Origin of the sequence: Stappia sp. MMSF_3263 (assembly GCF_030733745.1) — a bacterium.
GTDB lineage: Bacteria > Pseudomonadota > Alphaproteobacteria > Rhizobiales > Stappiaceae > Stappia.
The window spans coordinates 81,428-102,567 of sequence record NZ_JASHIK010000007.1; the positions used below are offsets into that span (position 1 = coordinate 81,428).

Annotated in this window: 14 protein-coding genes; 8 read left to right on the forward strand and 6 right to left on the reverse strand. The window is 64.9% G+C overall.

Features of this window, described 5'->3' with window-relative positions:
• Positions 1-18: 18 nt before the first annotated feature.
• Together RBB46_RS09965 and RBB46_RS09970 are read left to right on the forward strand one after the other, a co-directional pair.
• Positions 19-2,241, forward strand: coding sequence for an RNA degradosome polyphosphate kinase (locus RBB46_RS09965; protein WP_306028829.1), 2,223 nt, complete (start codon positions 19-21; stop codon positions 2,239-2,241).
• Positions 2,234-3,760: a Ppx/GppA phosphatase family protein gene (locus RBB46_RS09970; RefSeq protein WP_306028830.1), complete on the forward strand. Its 1,527-nt coding sequence runs from the start codon at positions 2,234-2,236 to the stop codon at positions 3,758-3,760. Before RBB46_RS09965 ends, RBB46_RS09970 begins: the two co-directional genes overlap by 8 nt.
• Positions 3,761-3,808: 48 nt before the next feature.
• Here the strand turns inward: RBB46_RS09970 and rnd are convergent, their stop codons facing one another.
• Positions 3,809-5,038: a ribonuclease D gene (gene rnd / locus RBB46_RS09975; RefSeq protein WP_306028831.1), complete on the reverse strand. Its 1,230-nt coding sequence runs from the start codon at positions 5,036-5,038 to the stop codon at positions 3,809-3,811.
• A 229-nt stretch (positions 5,039-5,267) separates the two neighbouring features.
• Here rnd and aspS point away from each other — a divergent pair, with 229 nt between their 5' ends.
• Together aspS and RBB46_RS09985 are read left to right on the forward strand one after the other, a co-directional pair.
• Positions 5,268-7,052, forward strand: coding sequence for an aspartate--tRNA ligase (gene aspS / locus RBB46_RS09980; RefSeq protein WP_306028832.1), 1,785 nt, complete (start codon positions 5,268-5,270; stop codon positions 7,050-7,052).
• Positions 7,053-7,131: 79 nt separating this feature from the next.
• Positions 7,132-8,919 carry an ABC transporter ATP-binding protein gene (locus tag RBB46_RS09985; RefSeq protein ID WP_306028833.1) on the forward strand — a complete coding sequence of 596 codons (1,788 nt, stop codon included), beginning with the start codon at positions 7,132-7,134 and terminating at the stop codon, positions 8,917-8,919.
• 504 nt (positions 8,920-9,423) lie between these two features.
• Here the strand turns inward: RBB46_RS09985 and RBB46_RS09990 are convergent.
• From RBB46_RS09990 to RBB46_RS10000, 3 genes are all read right to left on the reverse strand, one after another.
• A complete protein-coding gene (locus tag RBB46_RS09990) occupies positions 9,424-11,475 on the reverse strand; it encodes a hypothetical protein (protein ID WP_306028834.1) in 2,052 nt (683 codons plus the stop codon).
• 89 nt (positions 11,476-11,564) lie between these two features.
• Positions 11,565-12,773 carry a hypothetical protein gene (locus tag RBB46_RS09995; protein ID WP_306028835.1) on the reverse strand — a complete coding sequence of 403 codons (1,209 nt, stop codon included), beginning with the start codon at positions 12,771-12,773 and terminating at the stop codon, positions 11,565-11,567.
• 142 nt (positions 12,774-12,915) lie between these two features.
• Positions 12,916-13,824 carry a sugar kinase gene (locus tag RBB46_RS10000; RefSeq protein WP_306028836.1) on the reverse strand — a complete coding sequence of 303 codons (909 nt, stop codon included), beginning with the start codon at positions 13,822-13,824 and terminating at the stop codon, positions 12,916-12,918.
• 144 nt (positions 13,825-13,968) lie between these two features.
• Between RBB46_RS10000 and RBB46_RS10005 the strand changes: the two genes are divergently transcribed.
• The 4 genes from RBB46_RS10005 to RBB46_RS10020 all read left to right on the forward strand — a co-directional run bounded on the left by RBB46_RS10005 (position 13,969) and on the right by RBB46_RS10020 (position 19,699).
• Positions 13,969-15,591: an EAL domain-containing protein gene (locus RBB46_RS10005; RefSeq protein WP_306028837.1), complete on the forward strand. Its 1,623-nt coding sequence runs from the start codon at positions 13,969-13,971 to the stop codon at positions 15,589-15,591.
• 507 nt (positions 15,592-16,098) lie between these two features.
• On the forward strand, positions 16,099-17,259 hold the full coding sequence (locus RBB46_RS10010; protein ID WP_306028838.1) for an ABC-three component system protein: 1,161 nt from the start codon (positions 16,099-16,101) through the stop codon (positions 17,257-17,259).
• The gene (locus RBB46_RS10015) at positions 17,256-17,765 is read left to right on the forward strand and encodes a three component ABC system middle component (protein WP_306028839.1); all 510 of its coding nucleotides are present in this window, start codon (positions 17,256-17,258) and stop codon (positions 17,763-17,765) included. The genes RBB46_RS10010 and RBB46_RS10015 overlap by 4 nt, the downstream gene beginning before the upstream one ends.
• Positions 17,762-19,699, forward strand: a complete 1,938-nt coding sequence (locus RBB46_RS10020; RefSeq protein ID WP_306028840.1) for a DUF3732 domain-containing protein — start codon at positions 17,762-17,764, stop codon at positions 19,697-19,699. Before RBB46_RS10015 ends, RBB46_RS10020 begins: the two co-directional genes overlap by 4 nt.
• A gap of 156 nt (positions 19,700-19,855) precedes the next feature.
• Here RBB46_RS10020 and RBB46_RS10025 read toward each other — a convergent pair whose 3' ends face one another.
• Positions 19,856-20,239 carry an NADH:ubiquinone oxidoreductase subunit NDUFA12 gene (locus RBB46_RS10025; RefSeq protein ID WP_306028841.1) on the reverse strand — a complete coding sequence of 128 codons (384 nt, stop codon included), beginning with the start codon at positions 20,237-20,239 and terminating at the stop codon, positions 19,856-19,858.
• 139 nt (positions 20,240-20,378) lie between these two features.
• Positions 20,379-21,062: a response regulator gene (locus RBB46_RS10030; protein ID WP_306028933.1), complete on the reverse strand. Its 684-nt coding sequence runs from the start codon at positions 21,060-21,062 to the stop codon at positions 20,379-20,381.
• Positions 21,063-21,140 lie beyond the last annotated feature (78 nt).

Below are 21,140 nucleotides of genomic sequence, written 5' to 3' on the forward strand. Positions count from 1 at the left end.
GGCTCGCAGGAGGCAGGCATGAACGAGATTGGCGCAAACCCGAAGGATGCGGAAGCGGTTCAGGCGCCGGAAACAGCGACAAGAACCGGCGTCTCCGATGCCGCGGAGGCGCTGTCGGATCATCCCAGCCGGTTCATCAACCGGGAACTTTCCTGGCTTCAGTTCAACCGCCGGGTGCTGGAGGAGGCGGAAAACGCATCGCATCCGCTGCTCGAGCGGCTGCGCTTCCTCTCGATTTCCGCCAACAATCTCGACGAGTTCTTCATGGTCCGCGTCGCCGGCCTGCGCGCCCAGCAGCGCGAGGGCATGTCGGCCCGCTCCATCGACGGACTGACGCCGAACGAGCAGCTGGAGCGAATCTCGGCGGCGATCCTGGCCTTGCAGAACGAACAACAGAGCGTCTGGCGCGAGATGCGCAAGCTTCTGGCCGGCGACCGTATCTCGATCATCGACGGGACGGACCTGTCGGCACAGGATCTGCAGTGGCTGGAAGACTATTTCCTCGCCCACATTTTCCCGGTGCTGACGCCGCTGGCCATCGATCCGGCCCATCCGTTCCCGTTCATCGCCAATCTGGGCTTTTCGCTCGTGCTGGAACTGGCGCCGGAAAAGGGCGGCCGGGGCATGACGGCCTTGCTGCGCATTCCCGCCCAGATCGACCGGTTCGTGCGCCTGCCGGCCGCCGACAGCGAGGGAACGGACCGCTACATCACCATCGAGAACGCGCTGGGTCTGTTCATCACCCGGCTGTTCCCGGGCTACGAGATCCGGGGCAAGGGCGCCTTCCGCGTCATCCGCGATTCCGATCTGGAAATCGAGGAGGAAGCGGAGGATCTGGTGCGGCTTTTCGAAAGCGCGCTGAAGCGCCGTCGGCGCGGCTCGGTGATCCGTCTGGAGATCGAGGAATCGACGCCTGCCTCGCTGCGCGAGTTCGTGGCCGAGGCGCTCGCCGCGTCGGCGGACGAGGTCTTCCTCGTTGACGGGCTTCTTGCCCTCAACAACCTGTCGCAACTGGTCTCCATCGACCGCGACGAGCTCAAGTTCGAGCCTTACACGCCGCGCTTCCCCGAGCGCATCCGCGAGCATGGCGGCGATTGTTTCGCGGCGATCCAGCAGAAGGACATCATCGTCCACCACCCGTACGAGTCCTTCGACGTGGTGGTCCAGTACCTGCGCCAGGCGGCCCAGGACCCGGACGTGGTGGCGATCAAGCAGACGCTTTACCGCACCTCGAACAACTCGCCGATCGTCAAGGCCCTGGTCGAGGCGGCGGAGGCCGGCAAGTCGGTGACGGCGCTGGTCGAGCTGAAGGCGCGTTTCGACGAGGAGGCGAACATCCGCTGGTCGCGCGATCTGGAGCGCGCCGGCGTGCAGGTCGTCTTCGGCTTCCTGGAGCTGAAGACCCACGCCAAGCTTTCAATGGTGGTTCGCCGCGAGCATGGCGAGTTGCGCACCTATTGCCACATCGGCACCGGCAACTACCATCCGATCACGGCGCGCATCTACACCGATCTTTCCTATTTCACCGCCGATCCGCGCATCGGGCAGGAGGTCGCCAAGATCTTCAACTTCATCACCGGTTATGCCGAGCCGGTGGAGCTGAAGAACATGATGGTCTCGCCGGTGACGCTGCGACGCGACTTCATGGCGATGATCGCCGCCGAGGCGGAACACGCCAGGGCGGGCCGGCCGGCGCAGATCTGGATGAAGATGAACTCGCTTGTCGATCCCGAGATCATCGATGCGCTCTACAAGGCCAGCCAGGCGGGCGTGCAGATCGATCTGGTGATCCGTGGCATCTGCTGCCTGCGGCCGGGGATCCCGGGACTGTCGGAAAACATCCGGGCCAAGTCGATCGTCGGCCGTTTCCTGGAGCACAGCCGCATCTTCTGCTTCGGCAACGGTCATGGGCTTCCCTCGCCCAATGCGGTCGTCTATATCGGCTCGGCGGACCTGATGCCGCGCAACATCGACCGGCGGGTGGAAACGCTCGCGCCGCTGCTGACCCCGACCGTGCACGAACAGGTTCTCGATCAGATCATGGTCGCCAATTTCAAGGACAACCAGCAGAGCTGGCGGCTTCTGCCCGATGGCGGGCATGAGCGGGTGCGCCTGTCGCGCGGCGAGAAGCCGTTCAACGCGCACCAGTATTTCATGACAAATCCGTCGCTGTCGGGGCGTGGCAAGTCGCTGCGCAGCCACAGCCCGAAACCCTTCGCGGAGCCGAGGAAGCGTGGCTGACGATGCCCATCATGCGATCGTGCGCGGCCGGCTCAACGGGAGCGGGCCGGTCGCGGTGATCGATATCGGATCGAATTCGATCCGCCTTGTGGTCTATGAACGACACGCCCGGACGCCGACGGTCCTGTTCAACGAAAAGGTGCTTGCCGGGCTGGGGCGCGGCGTCGGGGCGACGGGCCGCCTTTCGGACGCCGCGACGGAGCAGGCGGAGCGGGCCCTTGTCCGCTTTCGCCGGCTGTGCGACCAGATCGGCGTGGGCGACCTGCATATCCTGGCCACGGCCGCGACCCGCGATGCGGACAACGGCCAGCAGTTTCTCGATGCCGTGGAGACGATCTGCCGGACGCCGGTGCGCCTGCTTTCGGGGCGCGACGAGGCGCGCCTGGCGGCGCTCGGCATCGTCTCCGGCATCTGGCGACCCGACGGCATTGTCGGGGACCTGGGGGGCGGCAGCCTCGAACTCGTCGAGTTGAAGCATGACGAGATCGGACGCGGCCAGACCCTGCCGCTCGGCGGTATTCGCCTGCAGGAGGAGGCTGACGGCAAGACCGCGAAGGCGCAGAAGATCGCCGAACAGGCGCTCGACAATGTCGACTGGCTGCCGATCGGCTCCGGCAAGCCCTTCTACGCGGTTGGCGGGACGTGGCGCTCGCTTGCCCGGCTGCATCTGCACCAGAACGGCTATCCGCTGCATGTCATGCACGACTATGCGATCCCGGCCGAGGAGGCGATCGAGTTCTGCCAGCTCGTCGCGCGCCGCGACCCCGACAGCCACGACATGATCGAGGTCGTCTCGCGGGCCCGTCGCCAGTTGCTGCCTTTCGGCGCGGTGGTGATGGAGAAGGTGCTGCGCCGGTCCAAGGCCTCGAAGGTGGTGATGTCGGCCCTCGGCCTGCGCGAGGGGCTGCTCTACGACCTGCTGCCGGAGGAAACGCGCCGCCAGGACCCGCTGGTCGAGGCGGCCCGAGAACTATCGGTCCTGCGCTCGCGCTCGCCCGCCTATGGCGAGGAGCTGATCACCTGGACGGACAAGCTGTTTCCCGCCGTCGGCATCGACGAAACGGAATACGAACGCCGCCTGCGCGCCGCCGGTTGCCTCCTTTCGGATATCGGCTGGCGGGCGCATCCCGACTATCGCGGCGAGCAGAGCCTCAACATCATCTCCAATGCCGGCTTCGTCGGGATCGACCATCCCGGCCGCGCCTACCTGGCGCTTTCCGTCTTCTACCGGCACCAGGGGCTGGTTGAGGATGCGCTGGGACCGCGCATCCGCGAGCTCGCCCACACCCGCCTCAAGGACCGCGCGCGCGTCCTGGGTGGTGCGCTCCGGGTCGCCTCGGTGCTCAGCGCCTCGGTTGCCGGCATCCTGCCGCAGGTGCAGGTGGCCGCCGACGAGGGTGAAGTCGTGATGACGCTGGAAGGGGAGCTGTGCGCCCTGGCCGGCGAGCGGCTGAACAAGCGGCTGACGCAGTTCGCGCGGCTGCTCGGGCTCAAGGCGCGGGTCGAGACGCGCCCCTGAAGCTCCCACGCTTCTGAAGCTTCCAATTCGGGGCGCGTGGCCGCGGTGTTATTCCGCGGCCGCCTTTTCCGTCTTTTGCCGGTTGCGACGGCGCTTCGAGGGCTCTGCCTTGGGGGCGACGATCGGCTCGTCCTGCTCGACGGAGACGATGCGCTTGCCGTTGAAGGCAAGGGCGATCTCGCCGCGTTTCAGCTTCAGGGCGGCCTCGCCGAACAGTTCCCGGCGCCAGCCCTTCAGGGCAGCGACGTCGGCCTCGTCGCTGGCCGCGATCTTTTCCAGGTCCTCCATTGTCGCGATCACCTTGGAGGCGACGCCGTTGGCCTCGCTGATCAGCTTGAGAAGCACCTTGAGAAGATCGACGGCGGCGGCGGAGCCGTCGGGCGCGGAGCGGCCCTTGGGAACCTCCGGCAGCTGGTCCTTGGGGATCGCCAGCGCCCGCTTGACCGCGGCAAGGATGTCCTCGGCCGTGCGCGAGCGCTCGAAGCCGCGCGGAATGGTGCGCAGCGCGGCGAGCGCCTGGGTGTTGGTCGGCTGCTGGGCCGCGACCTCGTAGATCGCGTCGTCCTTGATGATGCGGTTGCGCGGCACGTCGCGTTCATGCGCCTCGCGTTCGCGCCAGGCGGCCACTTCCTGCAGCACGGCGAACTCGACGGGCTTGCGGACCCTGAGCTTGAGCCGTTTCCAGGCGTTTTCCGGGTCGCTCCTGTAGGTGCTTTCCGAGGTCAGGATTTCCATCTCGTCACCCACCCAGTGGCTGCGGCCCTGTTCGGCGAGATTGGCCTTGAGGAAGTGATACACCTCCCGCAGATGGGTGACGTCGGCGAGCGCGTAGTCGAGCTGCTTGTCGGAGAGCGGGCGCCGCGCCCAGTCGGTGAAGCGCGACGACTTGTCGATGCGCTCGGCCGTGATGCGGTGGACGAGCTGGTCGTAGGAGATCGAATCGCCGAAACCGCAGACCATCGCCGCCACCTGGGTGTCGAACACCGGGTGGGGGATGAAACCGCCGAGATGGTAGACGATCTCGATGTCCTGACGCGCGGCGTGGAACACCTTGACGACGCTCTCGTCGCGCATCAGGTCGAAGAACGGGCCGAGATCCAGCTCGTCGGCGAGCGGATCGACGATCACGGCTTCCTCGACACTGGCCAACTGAATGACGCAGAGTTTTGGCCAGAAGGTGGTTTCGCGCAGGAACTCGGTGTCTACCGCGACGAAATCATGTTGGGCGAGACGCTGGCAGACGTCGGCGAGGTCTTTTGTGCTTGTTACGATATGCATGGCGACCGCGAGATATATCCCAAGCTTGCCCGCTTGTCGCCACGAAACCGCCTTGATGCGGCACATCCCGTACAGGGGAGCGGAACGGGCCCGAACGGGCGGTCTGCCTTGACTTTGTCGCCGTGTCGTTGTTTGTGCACGGCGCGCGTCGGCGCCGGACTTCGGCCCGGACTTCTGCCACGCCGCAGGCCTTTCGGCTTTCTTCAAACTTCGGGTCATCGAGGACGAAATGCACCGTTATCGCAGTCACACGTGCGGGGAACTGCGCGAAACCCATGTCGGCGCAACGGCGCGCCTGTCGGGCTGGGTGCACCGCGTGCGCGATCATGGCGGCCTGCTGTTCATCGACCTGCGCGACCATTACGGCATGACGCAATGCGTGGTCGATCCCGATTCGTCGGCCTTCAAGCTGGCCGAGACAGTGCGCGCCGAATGGTGCTTGCGCATCGACGGAGAGGTGAAGAAGCGCACCGACGAGACGATCAACGAGACGTTGCCGACCGGCGCGATCGAGTTGTTCATCCGCGACATCGAGGTGCTGGGCGCGGCGCGCGAACTGCCGCTGCCGGTCTTCAACGAGCCGGACTATCCCGAAGACATCCGCCTGACCTATCGCTTCCTCGACCTGCGCCGCGAGACGCTGCACGCCAACATCATGACGCGCACGAAGATCATCTCGTCGCTGCGCCAGCGCATGGGCGAGACCGGCTTCACAGAGTTCCAGACGCCGATCCTGACGGCGTCCTCGCCGGAGGGCGCGCGTGACTTCCTGGTGCCCTCGCGGCTGCATCCGGGCAAGTTCTACGCCCTGCCGCAGGCGCCGCAGCAGTTCAAGCAGCTGCTGATGATGTCGGGCTTCGACCGCTATTTCCAGATCGCGCCGTGCTTCCGCGACGAGGACCCGCGCGCCGACCGCCTGCCGGGCGAGTTCTATCAGCTCGACGTCGAGATGAGCTTCGTCGAGCAGGACGACGTGTTCTCGACGATGGAACCGGTGATGCGCGGCATCTTCGAGGAATTCGCCAAGGGCAAGCCGGTCACGCAGGCCTTCCCGCGCATTCCCTATGCCGAGGCGATCGCCAAGTACGGGTCCGACAAGCCGGACCTGCGCAACCCGATCGAGATGGCCGACGTCAGCACCCATTTCGCCGGTTCCGGCTTCAAGATCTTCGCGCGCCTGCTGGAAGACGAGAAGAACGCCGTGTGGGCGATTCCCGCTCCGACCGGCGGCAGCCGCGCCTTCTGCGACCGGATGAACTCCTGGGCGCAGGGCGAGGGCCAGCCGGGCCTTGGCTACATCTTCTGGCGCGAGGAAGCCGGTGCCATCGAGGGCGCCGGGCCGCTGGCCAAGAACATCGGGCCGGAGCGCACCGAGGCGATCCGTACCCAGCTCGGGCTGAAGGCGGGCGATGCTGCGTTCTTCGTCGCGGGCGACCCGAAGAAGTTCGCCGATTTCGCCGGCAAGGCCCGCACCAAGGCGGCCGAGGATCTCGACCTTGTCGACCGCGACCGTTTCGCGCTCGCCTGGATCGTCGACTTCCCGTTCTTCGAATGGGACGAGGAGGAGAAGAAGGTCGAGTTCGCCCACAATCCCTTCTCCATGCCGCAGGGCGGGCTCGAGGCGCTCGAGAGCATGGATCCGCTCGACATCAAGGCCTTCCAGTACGACCTCGTGTGCAACGGCTACGAGATTGCCTCCGGCTCGATCCGTAACCAGTCGCCGGATCTGATGGTCAAGGCGTTCGAGATGGTCGGCCTGACCAAGGCCGATGTGGAGGAGCGCTTCGGCGGCCTCTACCGGGCCTTCCAGTACGGCGCGCCGCCGCATGGCGGCATGGCGGCCGGCGTCGACCGCATCGTCATGCTGCTCGTTGGCGCGAAGAACGTGCGCGACGTCAGCCTGTTCCCGATGAACCAGCAGGCGCAGGACCTCCTGATGGGCGCGCCCTCGGATGTCTATCCGAAGCAGTTGCGCGAGCTTCACATCCGTCTCAACCTCCCGGAAAAGGGCTGACGCCGACGGCGCCAGCCTCCTCAAGGCACAGCGCGGCCCCGGGGGCGGCCGCCGCGCATAAACGGACAAGGCCGACGCATTGAAACGCATCTGGTCCTCCCTGTTTGCCGACCCGGAAGGGGCGCCCTTCCTGATCCGCCGCCTGGTGCAGGAAAACGCCCGCGACTATGTGTGGCGCTACGCGCTCGCCTTCGTTTTCATGGGGCTCGTCGCGGCCTGCACGGCGGCCAGCGCCTGGATCATGAAGGACGTGATCAACGGGGTGTTCCTGGAGCGCAACGCGACCATGGTGGTGCTCATCGCCGCCTTCGTCCTGTTCATCTTCACCTTGAAGGGCGCGGCCACCTACGGCCAGCAGGTGGTGCTCGGACAGATCGGCAACGCGATCATCGCCCGCACCCAGTCGCGCCTGTTTCACGCCATCACCCGCCAGGATGTGGGGTTCTTCGAGACCTCCGGCATCGGCGATCTGGGCACGCGCCTGTCGCATAACGCCACGGCGGCGCGGGCCGCGCTCGAACTCGTCGTAACGGCTCTGGGGCGCGACCTTCTGACGGTGATCGCCCTTGTTGCGGTGATGATCGCCCAGGATCCCCTGATGAGCCTGATCGCACTGGTGATCATGCCGCCGGCGATCATCATCATCGCCGGACTGGTGCGCCGGGTGCGCCGGGTCGCCAAGACGCAATTCGTTTCTCTGACGCGCATCCTGTCTATCGCCCAGGAGACGATTTCCGGCATCCGCGTCGTCAAGGCCTTTGCCGTGGAGGACCGGCTGCGGGCCGAAATGGATGCCGCGGTCGCCGATGTCGAGTTGCGCGCCAACAAGATCACGCGCCTGTCGGCACGCACCTCTCCGGTGATGGAAACACTCGGCGGTGCGGCCATCGCGCTGGTCATCCTCTATGGCGGCTACAGCGTCATCGAGCGCGGCGGCGATCCGGGCGCCTTCTTCGCCTTCATCACAGCCCTGTTGCTGGCCTACGATCCCTCGCGGCGGCTGGCGCGCCTCAATGTCAATCTTTCCGCCCACATGGTCGGCATCCGCCTGATGTACGACATCCTCGACAGGGTGCCTGGTGAAAGCGACGAGGTTCCGGCGTCCGCCGACGAGACCGTCACCGCGGGGGCCGTGCGGTTCGAGGATGTCACCTTCCACTATGGCGAGGTGCCGGCGCTCGACGGTCTCGACTTTACCGCCCGCGCGGGCGAGGTGACGGCCCTGGTCGGCCCGTCGGGGGCGGGCAAGTCAACCGTCTTCGCGCTGATCGAGCGCTTCTACGATCCGACCTCGGGGCGCGTCCTGATCGACGACGCGGATGTCCGTGACCGGTCGCTGGCGGCCCTGCGCGGCCGCATTGCGCTGGTCTCGCAGGATACGTTCCTTTTCGACATCTCGGTGCGCGACAACATCTCCATCGGCCGGCCCGGGGCCAGCGACGAGGAGATCCGCCAGGCGGCGCGAGAGGCCAACGCGCACGACTTCATCCTCGCCCTGGAGGACGGCTACGAGACCCGTGTCGGGGAGGGCGGCGGCAGGCTGTCCGGAGGTCAGCGCCAGCGCGTGGCGATTGCCCGCGCGATCCTGCGCGATGCGCCGCTGCTGCTGCTCGACGAGGCGACCTCGGCGCTCGATTCCGAATCGGAAGCAAAGATCCAGGCGGCGCTCGCCAACCTCATGCGTGGCCGCACCACGATCGTCATCGCCCACCGCCTGGCGACCGTGCGCGAGGCGGACCAGATCGTGGTCATGGACCAGGGCCGGGCCATCGAGCGCGGCACCCATACAGAGCTTTTCGCTCATGGCGGTCTCTACAAGCGGCTTTGCGACCTGCAGTTCGCCGAAGGCGGGTCCGGCTCCGCCTGAGGGCCTGCCTCTTTCTCAGTGGTCATCCCCGGCTTGACCGGGGATCCATTGGCAATCTCAGCGGATGTGACTGGCCCCGCCGGGCGCGGTAGGCGTGGAGCCACGCGCCATCGGTGGGGAGCGCGGTTGCCGCCGTCAGCGGACCGTACCGGCGGCGGCCGCCCCAATCCCGTCGCCGCTGCTCTGGAAGCCAATGGGCCCCCGCTCTTCGCTGCGCTTCGGCGGGGGTGACGGCCTGAGGGGGGAAGGGCAGCAAGCCGCCCGCGAGCGCCGGGGTGATGGAAGACGGGCTCTTGCCTTGCCCCCAGTCAGGGGACACCTCTCCGCACTGCGGGCTACGACACGCCGGCCCTTGCCTCTTTCTCAGTGGTCATCCCCGGCTTGACCGGGGATCCATTGGCACCCTCAGCGGATGTGATTGGCCCCGCCGGGTGTGGCTGTGCGCTCCGGCGGTTGGCTGGTCGAGCGCTGGAGGAGGGCTGCGCGCAGCCCTCCAGCCCGTCTTCAGCGCCCCGGATTGGCGCTCACCGTCGCGTTGAGCAACTGCGGCAGCGTGTTCGGCGCGGTTGCAAGCACGCCCATGATCTGCATCGCCGGCACCGGGTTGGCGGGTTCCACGCTCAGCACCAGTTCGTCCGGCGAGACCAGGAAGGCCTTCAGCGCGCCATGCAGGCTCTGGCCGAAGGGAGTGTCCTTCACCGGACCCATCTCATTCGCGGCCTGGTCGGCAAGGCCGAGGGCCAGCGTTTCCGGCGACAGGCCGGAGCCCTTCGCCTGCTGGGCGATGAAGGCGGAGACGAGCTTTGCGTCGCGCACGGTGATCCGTGCCCGGTTGACGGTTGCCGTGGCGATCGCCATCTGGGCCTGCTCCGGGCTTTCGAAGACGATGCGCGGAATGCCGCCGATCTCCATCTCCATGTCGACCGATCCGCCGCCCTCGATGTTGAAGGACACCGGATCGGCGCTCAGCACCTGGGTGTCCGGATCCCAGCGCAGCCGCATGCGGTCCGAATAGCGCACCACGTCGAGCCCCATTGCCTCGAACAGGGCGCGCGCCTCCTCCTCCTCGATCAGCGAGACCGGGAAGACGGCGTTCTCGGTGAGGCCTTCGATCGCGGTCGGGAACGGCTGGATGAAATCGCTCATCGCCAGCCGGTAGCGATCCAGCGAGATGGGTGCCGGCAGCTGGTTGGAGGAAACCTTGAGCCCCTCGATCTCCATCAGGCCGAGCGTCGGCACGATCGAGAGAATCTCTGCAAGCGAGGGTTCGTTCTTGGCGGCGGCCAGCCCGAAATCGAGATAGGAGGCCAGCCGCGCCAGGCGCAGGTCCTTCATGGTGAACCCGGCAAGGTCGAACACGCCGGCGTCTTCCCCGGTCTTGAACGAGGCATCCTTGATGGAGAACTCGCCAACCCCGCCATAGGACGCGTTCCTGGCCGTGACAGTGCCGATGGCGCCGTTGATCGCCTCGCTGCTCACCGCCAGCGCTTCTAGATCGAAACTGTCGAGCGACAGGGCTTCCAGCGCGTCGAGCGCCTCGCGGCCGATTGCGGCCAGGCCCGCCTCGTTGGTCGGCAGGGTGCCGAGCATGGCCTTGTCGCCGATGCCCGCCAGATCCACGGCCGGTTTATCGGCGGCGATGCGGAGTCCGGCTGCCGCCATGCTGCGAATCGCGCCCGATCCGATCGAAGCGACGCTGATGTCGACATTCTCGACGCTCATGGCCTCGATCATGGCGTCGCCGGTAAGTTGGTCGCCGGGCAGCACGCCGAGCAGGCGCAGCAGCGGCTTGATGTCGGTGCCTGTGACGACCTGCGGGCCTGTCTCCTGGCGCATCGTCATGGTCTGGCCGTCCGAACTCGGTGCAGCCGTGAGCAGGGTTTCGGACACCGTCCGTTCAATGCGTTGCTCGTCCATCCGGCCGTTGGCGACACCGGTGATGGTGAAATTCTCGTAGCGCTCGCTGCCGCCGCCGCCATCGGGAAGCTTGGACTTGGCTTCCAGCAGGCGCACGGACATGCGGTCCACGCGTCCGCGCAGCGAGGCGACGATGGCCGGCACAAAGCGGGAAACGGGCCGTGCCGCGTCCTCCTCGACCCGCAGATAGGGCTGGTAATAGTTCTCCGCGACGAGATCGTACTGCGTGGCGGTGATCTCGAAAGGCGTCCGCCGGCCTTTCTCGGTGACGCCCCCGCTGAAGGTGAACTCGTGTCCGCCCGGCTGTTCGTAGCGGTCGAGATGGACGCCGTCCGCTTCCATGCGGGCACCGATCAGCCGCGTTTCCGGGCTGTCGATGCGGATGTCGATGTCGATGTCTGTCTCGCCGAAGGAAAAGGCGAAGTCCCAGCCGAGCTTCGCCCCGCGCAGGATCGCGTCGGACGGCGCCGTCTCGGTCAGGCTCTCGTATTCGGCAATGGTCGCGCCGTTGGCCTTGGCCCAGGCGAAGAAGGCTTCGCTCGCCTCGATGGCCGGATTGGCGCTGGCCGGGGCACTGAGCGCTGTTACGGCAAGCAGAAAGGCGCCGGCGACCGGCGCGCGCAAGGAAATATTCGACATGATCGGTGTCCGTCGCTGGAAATGGATATGCAAAGCGCTTCGATCCGCCCGGGGCGGACGCGGGAAGGCGTGAGCCCTCCCGCGATTGCTCAGTTCTCGTTGGCGGTGATGGTCACGCCGAGAATGTCGGGCAGCGTCTGCGGCGCCATCATCGCGGTGCCCAGCACCTGGGCAAAGGGCACCGGCGCGGACGGCATCGCCGTGGCGCTGAGCGACTTGGGATCGTTGAGGAAGGTGGTCGCCGCGGCGGCGACCTTCTTCTGGAAGCCGGGATTGTTGATCATCGACAGCATGAAGGGCAGGGCGCCGGTCAGCTGCTGCACGAACTCCTCGCGCGTGGCGCCGGCTTCCTTGGCCTGGTTGTCGAGCAGCCGGTCGACGAGCGAGCCGTTGTCGATGCGCAGCGTCAGGCTTTCCACCAGCAGGCCCTGCATCAGGCCCATCGCCTTTTCGGGATTGTCCTGGGCCGCGTCGAGCTGCTGGACCACCTCGCGCGTCAGGCCGTTGATGCGCAGCGTGGCGTTGATCGTGGCGGCGTTCTCGCCGGCGAGCGTCAGCTTCTCGATGTTGAGCGTGCCGCTGGCCGGATCCCAGTCGATCTCCATCTGCAGGCTCAGCATGACCTTGTCGTAGCCAAGGTCGGTGAGGGTCTTGCGCTCGTCTTCGTCAAGGGCCTCGGCGCTCACCTCCACGCCTTCCAGCGACAGCGAGCCGGCGGTGGGCAGGTCGCCGTCCATCCTGTCGACCACGGCGCTGGCCCGCGCGATGGGGATCGTGCCCTGGTCCTCGGTCTCGACGACGATGCCGGTCAGTTCCGCGCTCGAATATCCCGGCGCGATGGCGTCGGTCGAGGCCTTGGCCTTGACGCTTGCGGCCGAGGGAAGCACCGGCTTGACGATGGCGACGCGGGCAACGCGGGCGTTCACCTTGTCCTTCCCGTCCGTGTCGTCGATGGCGACGTCCGTCATCGTCATCGTGTCGGCCGACAGCTTGCCCTCGGCATCGACGCTGCCGCCGGCGATGGAGGTCTCGGCGATGGTGAGGTCGGATGTCTTGCCGTTGTCGTCGACGCTGGCGCGCAGGCCCGTGATGACGACGTCGCCGCCGCTGCCCGAAACGCCGTCATAGCCGGAGATCGTCGCGTTGCCGGCCTCCAGGATCTCCATGAAGGTGTCGGCGACCTGGTTGCCGGAGGCGTCGAAGGCGAGCGCCGTGTGGCTGACAAGGGGCGCGGCGAGCAGGAACGGGCAGGCCAGCGCGAACGCGCGGGCGCGACGGCGTAGGGGAAGATAGGTCATGCAGACGTCTCCGAATTTCGTTTGCTGTTATCCGCTCCCTGCCTGCGGAGCGCTACGATGCGTCAAATATGGTTCAAGGACAAGCCGCGCGCGAAGATTGTCCCGCGGAAACCGAGACAGCGAATGGGTTGCGCGCGCCGGGCTAGGATGCGGATGCCAAACGCTTTTCCGGCCATTCGGCCATGGCATTTGCGACCATTTCAAGGCTCGGCAGACTGGCCTCGTTGCCAAGGTGCTGGATCGCGTGCGCCGAGGCCGCGCGGGCGAAGCGGAAATGCTCCTCCCAGCTGCGACCCGGTTCCGCCAGGTAGGAATGGATATAGGCCCCGTGAAAGACGTCGCCGGCGCCGTTGGTGTCGATGATCCGCTCGCGCGGCACGTCGAGGGCGGGCAGGTGCTTCGTCGGACCGCCATCCTCGTACCAGACGAGCCCCTCGTCGCCGAGCGTCACCCCGCCCACCGGGCAGCCCCTTGCGCGCAGCAGGTCGAGCGTCTCCTCCACGCTTGACCCCAGCTGCTCGCAGAAGCGGGCGGAGACGATGGCGACATCGATGAAGCGCAGCAGCTCTTGCGTGTTCTCGCGCACCGCGCCGCCGTCGAGCGAGGTCAGGATGCCGGCCTCGCGCGCCGCGCGGGCATAATGGAGCGCGGCGTCCGGCATGTGCCCGTCCAGGTGCAGCGCTCGGCAGCCGTCCAGGTTGAGGACCGGGAAGGGGTGCAGGAAATCATTGTCGCGGCAGCGCACGATGGCGCGCTTGCCGCCCTTGGGCATGATGAAGGAGAGGGAGGATTCGCGCACCTTGCGGCCATGCACCGAGATGCCGTATTTCGCCGCCATGTCGAGGAACATGCGCGCCAGCCAGTCGTCGGCCTGCGAGCACAGGAGGTCCGGGGCGATGCCGAGCTTCGCGCAGGCGAAACCGGCGGTCACCGCGTTGCCGCCGAAGCTGACCGCATAGTCGCGCGCGATCGTCTTGTCGTCGCCGGTGGGCAGCGCGTCGGTCAGGAAGGTGATGTCGATATAGGCCTGGCCGATGAACAATGCCTGCATGCGGGGCTCCTCTCGCGTGAGATCAACGCAGGTGGCTAAGTGGCCGTGCGTCCGGAATTATTTTCGCTGCGCCCGGCTTTCTCTTCAGGGGTCATTTACCAAAGCGGGGCATAGTGGCACGGCTGTTCAATGTCGGATGATCGCGTGCCGCATCGCTATACCCGCTTCCTGAAAACGCTCGTGATCGCCCTCGGATTGGCGATCGCACCCCTGATCGCGGCCAATTACATCCTCAACAACTATGCCGTAACACAGGCCGAAACCGAGATGAAGGCGGTGGCGGAGCGCTATGTGCTGCGCGCCGAAAAAGCCATCGGCGATGCCGTCCAGGTTCTCCAGGGCCTGCACCAGAACGGCTTCGTCACCTGCTCGGCCTCCGACCGCGCCGCCTTCCATGCCGGCCTGATCGCGGCGCCCTTCGTGCAGATGATCGGCGTTGTCAATTCCAGCGGCGTGCTGATGTGCAACGTGCCGGACGAGGCGAGCAGCGGCGAGCCGGTGCTGCCCGTGCTGCAGTCCGAATCGCCGCTTGTGGGCATCGGCATGCGCGACCGCGCCTATGAGGGCACCCGCGTCGCGCTGGTCAGCTGGCGGATCGGAAACGGCAGCCGGCTGCTTGCGGAAATCTCGCCGGTGGCGATCTCCATCGATCCGGGCCCGGAATACCTGCGCGCCCATCGCCATGTGGAGCTGCGCCTTGGCGATGGCGTCGTCTGGCTGCGTTCGGGCGAATACGGCCGGCTCGATTCGCGCTCCGGCGAGCGCGAGCTCGTCGTCGAGGTCGCCTCGACCAAGTACCCGATGCTGGCCACCGTCACCGCGCCGGCCTCGGCCGCCGACAACCTGGTGCGCGACCTCAAGGTCGTCTCGGCCATTGCCGCCGTCGGCTTTGCCATTCTCTTCGTCGCCGTCAGCGTCTGGTTCTCCTGGCGCCCGGAAAGCGAGGCGGAGGACGAGTTCGTCCAGTCGATCCGCCGGGGCGAGTTCGTGCCCTATTACCAGCCGGTGATGGACATCGAGACCGGCCGGTTGCGCGGCTGCGAGGTTCTGATGCGTTGGGCGCGGCCCGACGGATCGGTGATCTCGCCCGGCGCCTTCATGACCTTCGCCGAGACCTCCGGCCACATTTTCGAGATGACCCGCCAGATCATGCGCAAGACGCGCGACGAAGTCGGCGACCTCTATTTCCAGAACCCGGAATTCAAGCTCTCGATCAATCTCTTCGCCGGCCATTTCGAGGACCGCAAGATCGTCGAGGACATCATCGAGATCTACGGGGATTCCAAGATCGCCTTCCAGCAGATCGTCATGGAAGTGACCGAGCGCCAGCCGCTTTCGGACATGGACACGGCGCGCAAGATCATCGCCGAGATGCAGGCGGTGGGCGTGCGCGTCGCGCTCGACGACGTGGGCACCGGCCATGGCGGCTTCGCCTATCTGCAGAAGCTGGGTATCGACATCATCAAGATCGACAAGATGTTCATCGACAGCCTCGGGACCGACGACAATTCCACCACCATCGTCGACACGATGGTGGAGCTCGCCGACAACCTGGGCATGGGCATCATCGCCGAGGGCGTCGAGACGATGGAGCAGATCGAGCGCCTGCGCGAGCTCGGCGTCTCCGCAGCGCAGGGCTACATCTTCGCACCGCCGCTGCCGGCTAAGCTCTTCATCGACCTAGCCACCGCGCTCTCGGGCGGCAAGGCGGCCGGCGAGGACGACGAGAGCGCCGAGGCCGTCGGGGCCGTCGCAAAGGTCGCGTGAGGGGGGGGCGGGGCTGGCTGATCGCATGCTCGCCGCCGGGAGGCGAGCATGCGACGTGTTCCCGTGCTGGCGGCAACCGGCGTCGTAATCTGGGTGTTGAGCCAGAAACCGCAGGGTCCCGCTTGTAAGCCTCCAGTTCGAAACGGTGTCGTGGGCGTCCGGAGTGGAGTCGTATGACTGCTCGGCGTCTGATTATCGCCGTTCACAGGGCTGACCTCGGAACTGACCGTTCGTTTATATCGCGGAGTGGTTCCCCGCGACATGTCCAATAGATTCGTTCTGGACCGATCCGCGCTTCACGTCTCTCACCCGATCTTCAATGGTTTCGTTGGTGTGCCAATTTCGCGCTAGGGTCGCTCTCTGGACCAGTTCAATTCGGTTTATACTTTACAATATTTTGGGAGGAACATAGCATTCTCAATGCTGTGCTTGAGAAGCAGTGGCAACGCTTCATCGCGCGATGTAGGGGGGAGTGCTATCGCTTCGAAATATAATGCCACCGGGTCGATGCTCGGATATTTGTACCAATGCCGCGAAGCGCTGCTTCTCGCATTGCTGGAGACAAAATCTCGGCCTGGCTTATCGATCTCCATCGAACGCTTCGACGATGTCGCCTTCGAGCAGAATGGCACTGCGATCGAACAGCTTCAGCTGAAACACCATGTCAGCCAATCTAGTCTGACCGATATGAGTGTCGATCTGTGGAAGACGCTGCGAATTTGGAGCGAGCAAATTGCCGAGAACCCGCAGTTGCCGTTCGAGCGACGGTTCACAATCATCACCACCGCACAGGCGCCGACCGGTTCAGCCGCAGAACTGCTGCGGGCGACCCGCCCGTCCGCCCATGCCGAAGCAGACGCTCTTGTACTATTGCGCACGGCAGCCGAGGGCTCAGTAAATCAGGAATCCGCCGCTGGTCGGAAGGCATTTCTCACCTTGTCCGAGCATAACCAGAGCAACCTACTCGCATCACTGAGAATCCACGACAATGCGCCGAGTATCACCAATGCGCGTAGCGAGATCGAGGAACAGCTGTTCTTCTCGGCGCCCGATGGGAAAGTCTCCGACCTAGTTGACCATCTTGAAGGCTGGTGGTTTGCACAAATTGTTAGTTGCCTCGCTGTTTCGGACGCAGTTGCTATTTCCCTCCTTGCGCTCCGAGCGAAACTCGACGAGATCGCACGGGCTTTTCGCAACAATGAGCTGCTGATCAGTCCGGAGGCGCTGGCCGTTTCCGCCGACGATTTGCCCGAGTTCGATGGGCGCACTTTCGTGCGGCAGATGCGCTGCGTTGATGTAGCTCAAGAATCGGTTGAACTCGCCAAGCTCGATTTCTATCGAGCGACGGCGCAACGCTCGGCCTGGGCACGGGAGAACGCGTTGCTCGATGGCGAGGCTGCGCGCTACGATGCTGATTTGGTCGAGCGGTGGAACCGCGAGCGGTTTGCCTGCGAAAGCAGCGGCAAGCCTTTAACTGATGATGACAAGAAGCTGTTTGGCCGCCAGTTATTCCACTGGGCGAGCCGGGCGCAGGCGCCGTTTCGCAACCGTCACGAGCAATGGCTGTGCGCCGGATCGTATCAGATTCTTGCCGACAGGGTGACGATCGGCTGGCACCCTGATCACGGTAAAATGTTCGGTGCGTCCGCCAAAGGTAAGGCTGCATGAGCTTGATGCTGCAGTGGGAGGGTCGTCCGCGCGAAGAGGCGCATCTGTTCAATCCGGCTTTCTGCGCTGCCATGCTGCATGAGTTTGTTAAGGAATATCAGAAGGCGAAAGGACAGGCCGCACCTTACGCTTTGTTGTTCTGCGCCCTGTCGATCGCGCTCCATAGCAAGACACGGCGTGCTCTTCCCGGTTCGACAGTGACGTCGCTCTATTCGTGGCGTGAACGCAACCCAGAAGTGCTGGTCGGGTTCGCTGAGCGGGCACGCTTGCTTCGCCCGGTTGTGCAGGAAGCGTTGCGGTTCGCGATCGATCGCTCTGCGCTGGACTTCGCTGAGGGCGGCGCTGTCATGTCGGGCGCGAAGCCTCTCGTGGTCGCAAAGAGGTTCGAGCAGGGACTTACCGTTGATGCCTGCGAGTGCATAGCCGCCGCACGCCTGTTGGGCCGGTGGCTTGCAAAGGCTGGGACGACATCGACGATCTTGGCGGCGTGGGGGATTAAGCCATGAGCATGAGTATCGGGGCGATTGTGCTCTATTCCCGCTCGGGCGAGCAACGCAGGCTCGCGTTCAAGAGTCGCGGCTTCAACGTAATTACTGGCGACTCCAAGACAGGCAAGTCGGCGATCATCGACATCATTGATTATTGCCTTGGTCGGAGCAGCTGCAATGTCGCCGAAGGTGTCATTAGACGCAGCGTTTCTTGGTTCGCAGTCTGCTTGCTGAACGGAGAAGACGAGCTATTCGTCGCGCGTAAGAATCCGGGACCGGGTACGGACACAGGTGGCGAAATCTATGTTCGCCGTGGCACATTCGACGCACCGCCGGCTTTCGACGAGCTTGCGCGCAACGTGGTTGAATCTGAGTTGATCTCGCTATTGTCGCGCTTTGTCGGCATCTCGGAAAATGAGCACCGGCCACAAAGCGGCACACGGCTCCCGCTCCAAGCAACAATCCGGCACGCCTTGTTTCTGTGCTTCCAGAAGCAGGACGAGATCGACAATCGCGACCGTCTTTTTCACCGGCAAGGTGACCAGTTCATCCCTCAGGCGATCAAGGATACGCTTCCTTATTTCGTCGGAGCGGTCGACGAACAGCATTTCTTGCGGCAGCACGAGCTTGATCTTGCTCGCGAGGCTTTGCGCGAGCTCGAGCAGCGCGCTCAGCGACAGAATGAAGCGCGAAATGTTGATGTCGCCCGTATCCGCAGGCTCGTGACGGATGGTAAGCGCGTCGGCCTTATTGTTTCGGAGTATGAGCCGGTTGAGATCGATGCTGCTCTCGAGGTTCTCGACCACGCTTCCCAAACAGACCTCGCTACCACGGCGGTGCTCCCCGATTTCGGCGACTCTATCGATCGCCTTCGGGGTGAGCAGGCGACTCTGCGGAGCGATCTCGAGCGCGTGAATGACGAGATTCGAGCCTCGCGATTGATGCTGTCCGAGCAAAGCGCGTATTCGCGCGAGGGGCATGAACAGCGGGCACGGTTGAGTTCAATCGGTCTCTTCAAGGTCGAGGCCGATGGGCACCAGTGCCCACTTTGCAATACGGCTCTCGACGTGCCAACGCCTGCCACGGCCCAGGTTGCTGACGCCTTGCGCATGGTGTGCGAACAGCTCTCAGCGGTCGAGGTCGAACAACCGCATCTTCAGCGCTATATTGAAGGCTTAGAGCAACGCCGGGGTAAGCTTGAACGCGAATTGGTAGAGGCACAGAACTCACTGTCGCGGCTGATCACGGACGACGCCCGGGCGAAGGCGCAGCAGGATCTGATGGTAGATCAAGCGCGCGTCGTCGGCCGTATCGCAGCCTTTCTAGACGCTCTCCGACCGAGCGACAGCGAGCCTGATCTGGCACTCTTGATTGAGGCGGCAAAGCGCAAGGTTGAAACCCTCGTGGCTGCCGTGAACGCTGATGATGTCTCTCAGCGCCTTGACACCTATCTCAATCTCATAAGCAAGCAGATGTCTGCCTTTGCTGAATCACTCGATCTCGAGCACAGCGGTAGCGAGCTTCGGCTAGACATTAAGAAGCTGACAGTCGTCGCGGACACGCTGGACGGCCCGATTCCCTTGAACCGGATGGGAAGCGGTGAGAATTGGGTAGGCTATCACGTGCTGACCTATCTAGCTCTGCATTGGTGGTTCAGAAAACGCAACCGACCCGTGCCGGCAACACTGATCTTCGATCAGCCTTCGCAGGCTCATTATCCGGCCGAGCGCGATCAAGAGGGAAGCCTCGATCCCCTCGACGACAAGGATCGCCATGCGGTGCAGGCCCTCTTCGAACTGATGTACCGCGCTTGTCAGGAGATCGAGGGGCTGCAACTGATCGTGCTTGATCACGCGCATCTCGCTGACGACTGGTTTGAGGCATCGATAGTCGAGGAATGGCGCCGTAACCGCTTCCTCGTGCCGCCCGAATGGGACACGCGAGAGAGATGAAAGAAAGTGCTTTTCTGCTGCGTATTGCAGCCCCGCTGCGATTGTGGCTTGATTCCACCAATCGCCTAGAAAGAGACTCATAGCGCAACGAGTAGCCGTGATCGGGCTGGCTGGTGTCAGTTCTCAGAAATCAATGTCTGAGAGCCTCGCCCGTCCTTACTCGCCCGGCGTCCAGGGCTGGTAGTCGCCGGTCACCTGCGGGCGCTTGTCGCCGGTCAGGATCGAGCCCTTGGGCCGGTAGGCCTGATGCGTGCCGGTGCGGTTGGGGATGTGCGGGGCTTCCCAGGTGCGGGGGGCGTAGTCGGTCTCGCTCGGGGCGACGTCCGTGCGGTGGTGCATCCAGCCGTGCCAGCCGGGCGGGATCGTCGAGGCTTCTGCGAGGCCGTCATAGATCACCCAGCGCTTCTTGCCGCCGCGCTCGCGGTAGTAGGAATTGCCGAACTCGTCCTTGCCGACGAACTCGCCCTTGCGCCATGTGAAGAGGCGCGTGCCCCAGGTGGCGCTGTTCCACCAGGTGAAGAATTGCAGCAGGGTTTTCATCGGCTCGCCGTCTCGTTTGATACCGTTGCCCTCGCATAGCGCACCCTTGCCCGTTGCGCAATGCGGCGGGGCGTCCCGGCCGGCGGCGAGCGGCGCCCGTCTTCTTCCTGAAGGGGTCTTCTTCCTGAAGGCGGTTTCCTCAGGCGGCGTTCTTGTCGCGCTTGGGGCGCACGGTGGCAAAGCCGGCGCGGGCGGTCTTGGCGTTGGGCGCGCCGGTCTCGTGCACCTGGGGCGGTGCCGTCTCGGGCCGGCTCGCCGGGGTCTGCGGCACGTCGCGGCGCGTCACGGCGGGCTTGACGGTGACGACGTTGCGGCCGTTGCCGATCTGCTGCCACTTGCGCGCCTTGGCATCGAGACTGTCGGCGACGCCGTCGATGACATAGCGCCCGTCCTCGCCCATCACCAGCGGGCGGGCATCGCGCAGCGTCCACATCAGCCGGTCGTAAAGGGCGGAGGGCGACAGCGGCTTGGTCAGGACGTGCTGGGCGCCGTCGCGCAGGATCCGGTCGATCAATGTGCGGGTGCCGTGCGCGGTGCAGAACATCACCGGCAGGAAGCAGAGCGGCGCCATCTTGCGCTGGCGGATGGCGCGCAGCAGGGCGACGCCGCTCATCGGCTTCATCCGCCAGTCGGTGATGATGAAATTGGGCGGGTCGAGCCGCATCACTTCCAGCGCCGCCTCGGCGGTGTCGAAGGTGCGCACCCGGCGCACGCGGAACGACAGCAGCGTCGACCGCAGGATCGCCTGCATCGGCTTGGAATCGTCGACGACGACGACATCGAGATCGCCGATGTCCAGTCCGTATGCGTAATGCCGCGTCATCCGAGCCACGTTGCCATCCCGGTTGGAGGTCCCAAGGAAGGCATTTAAAGCACAGCCGGATTTCCCCGCGATTGAGGG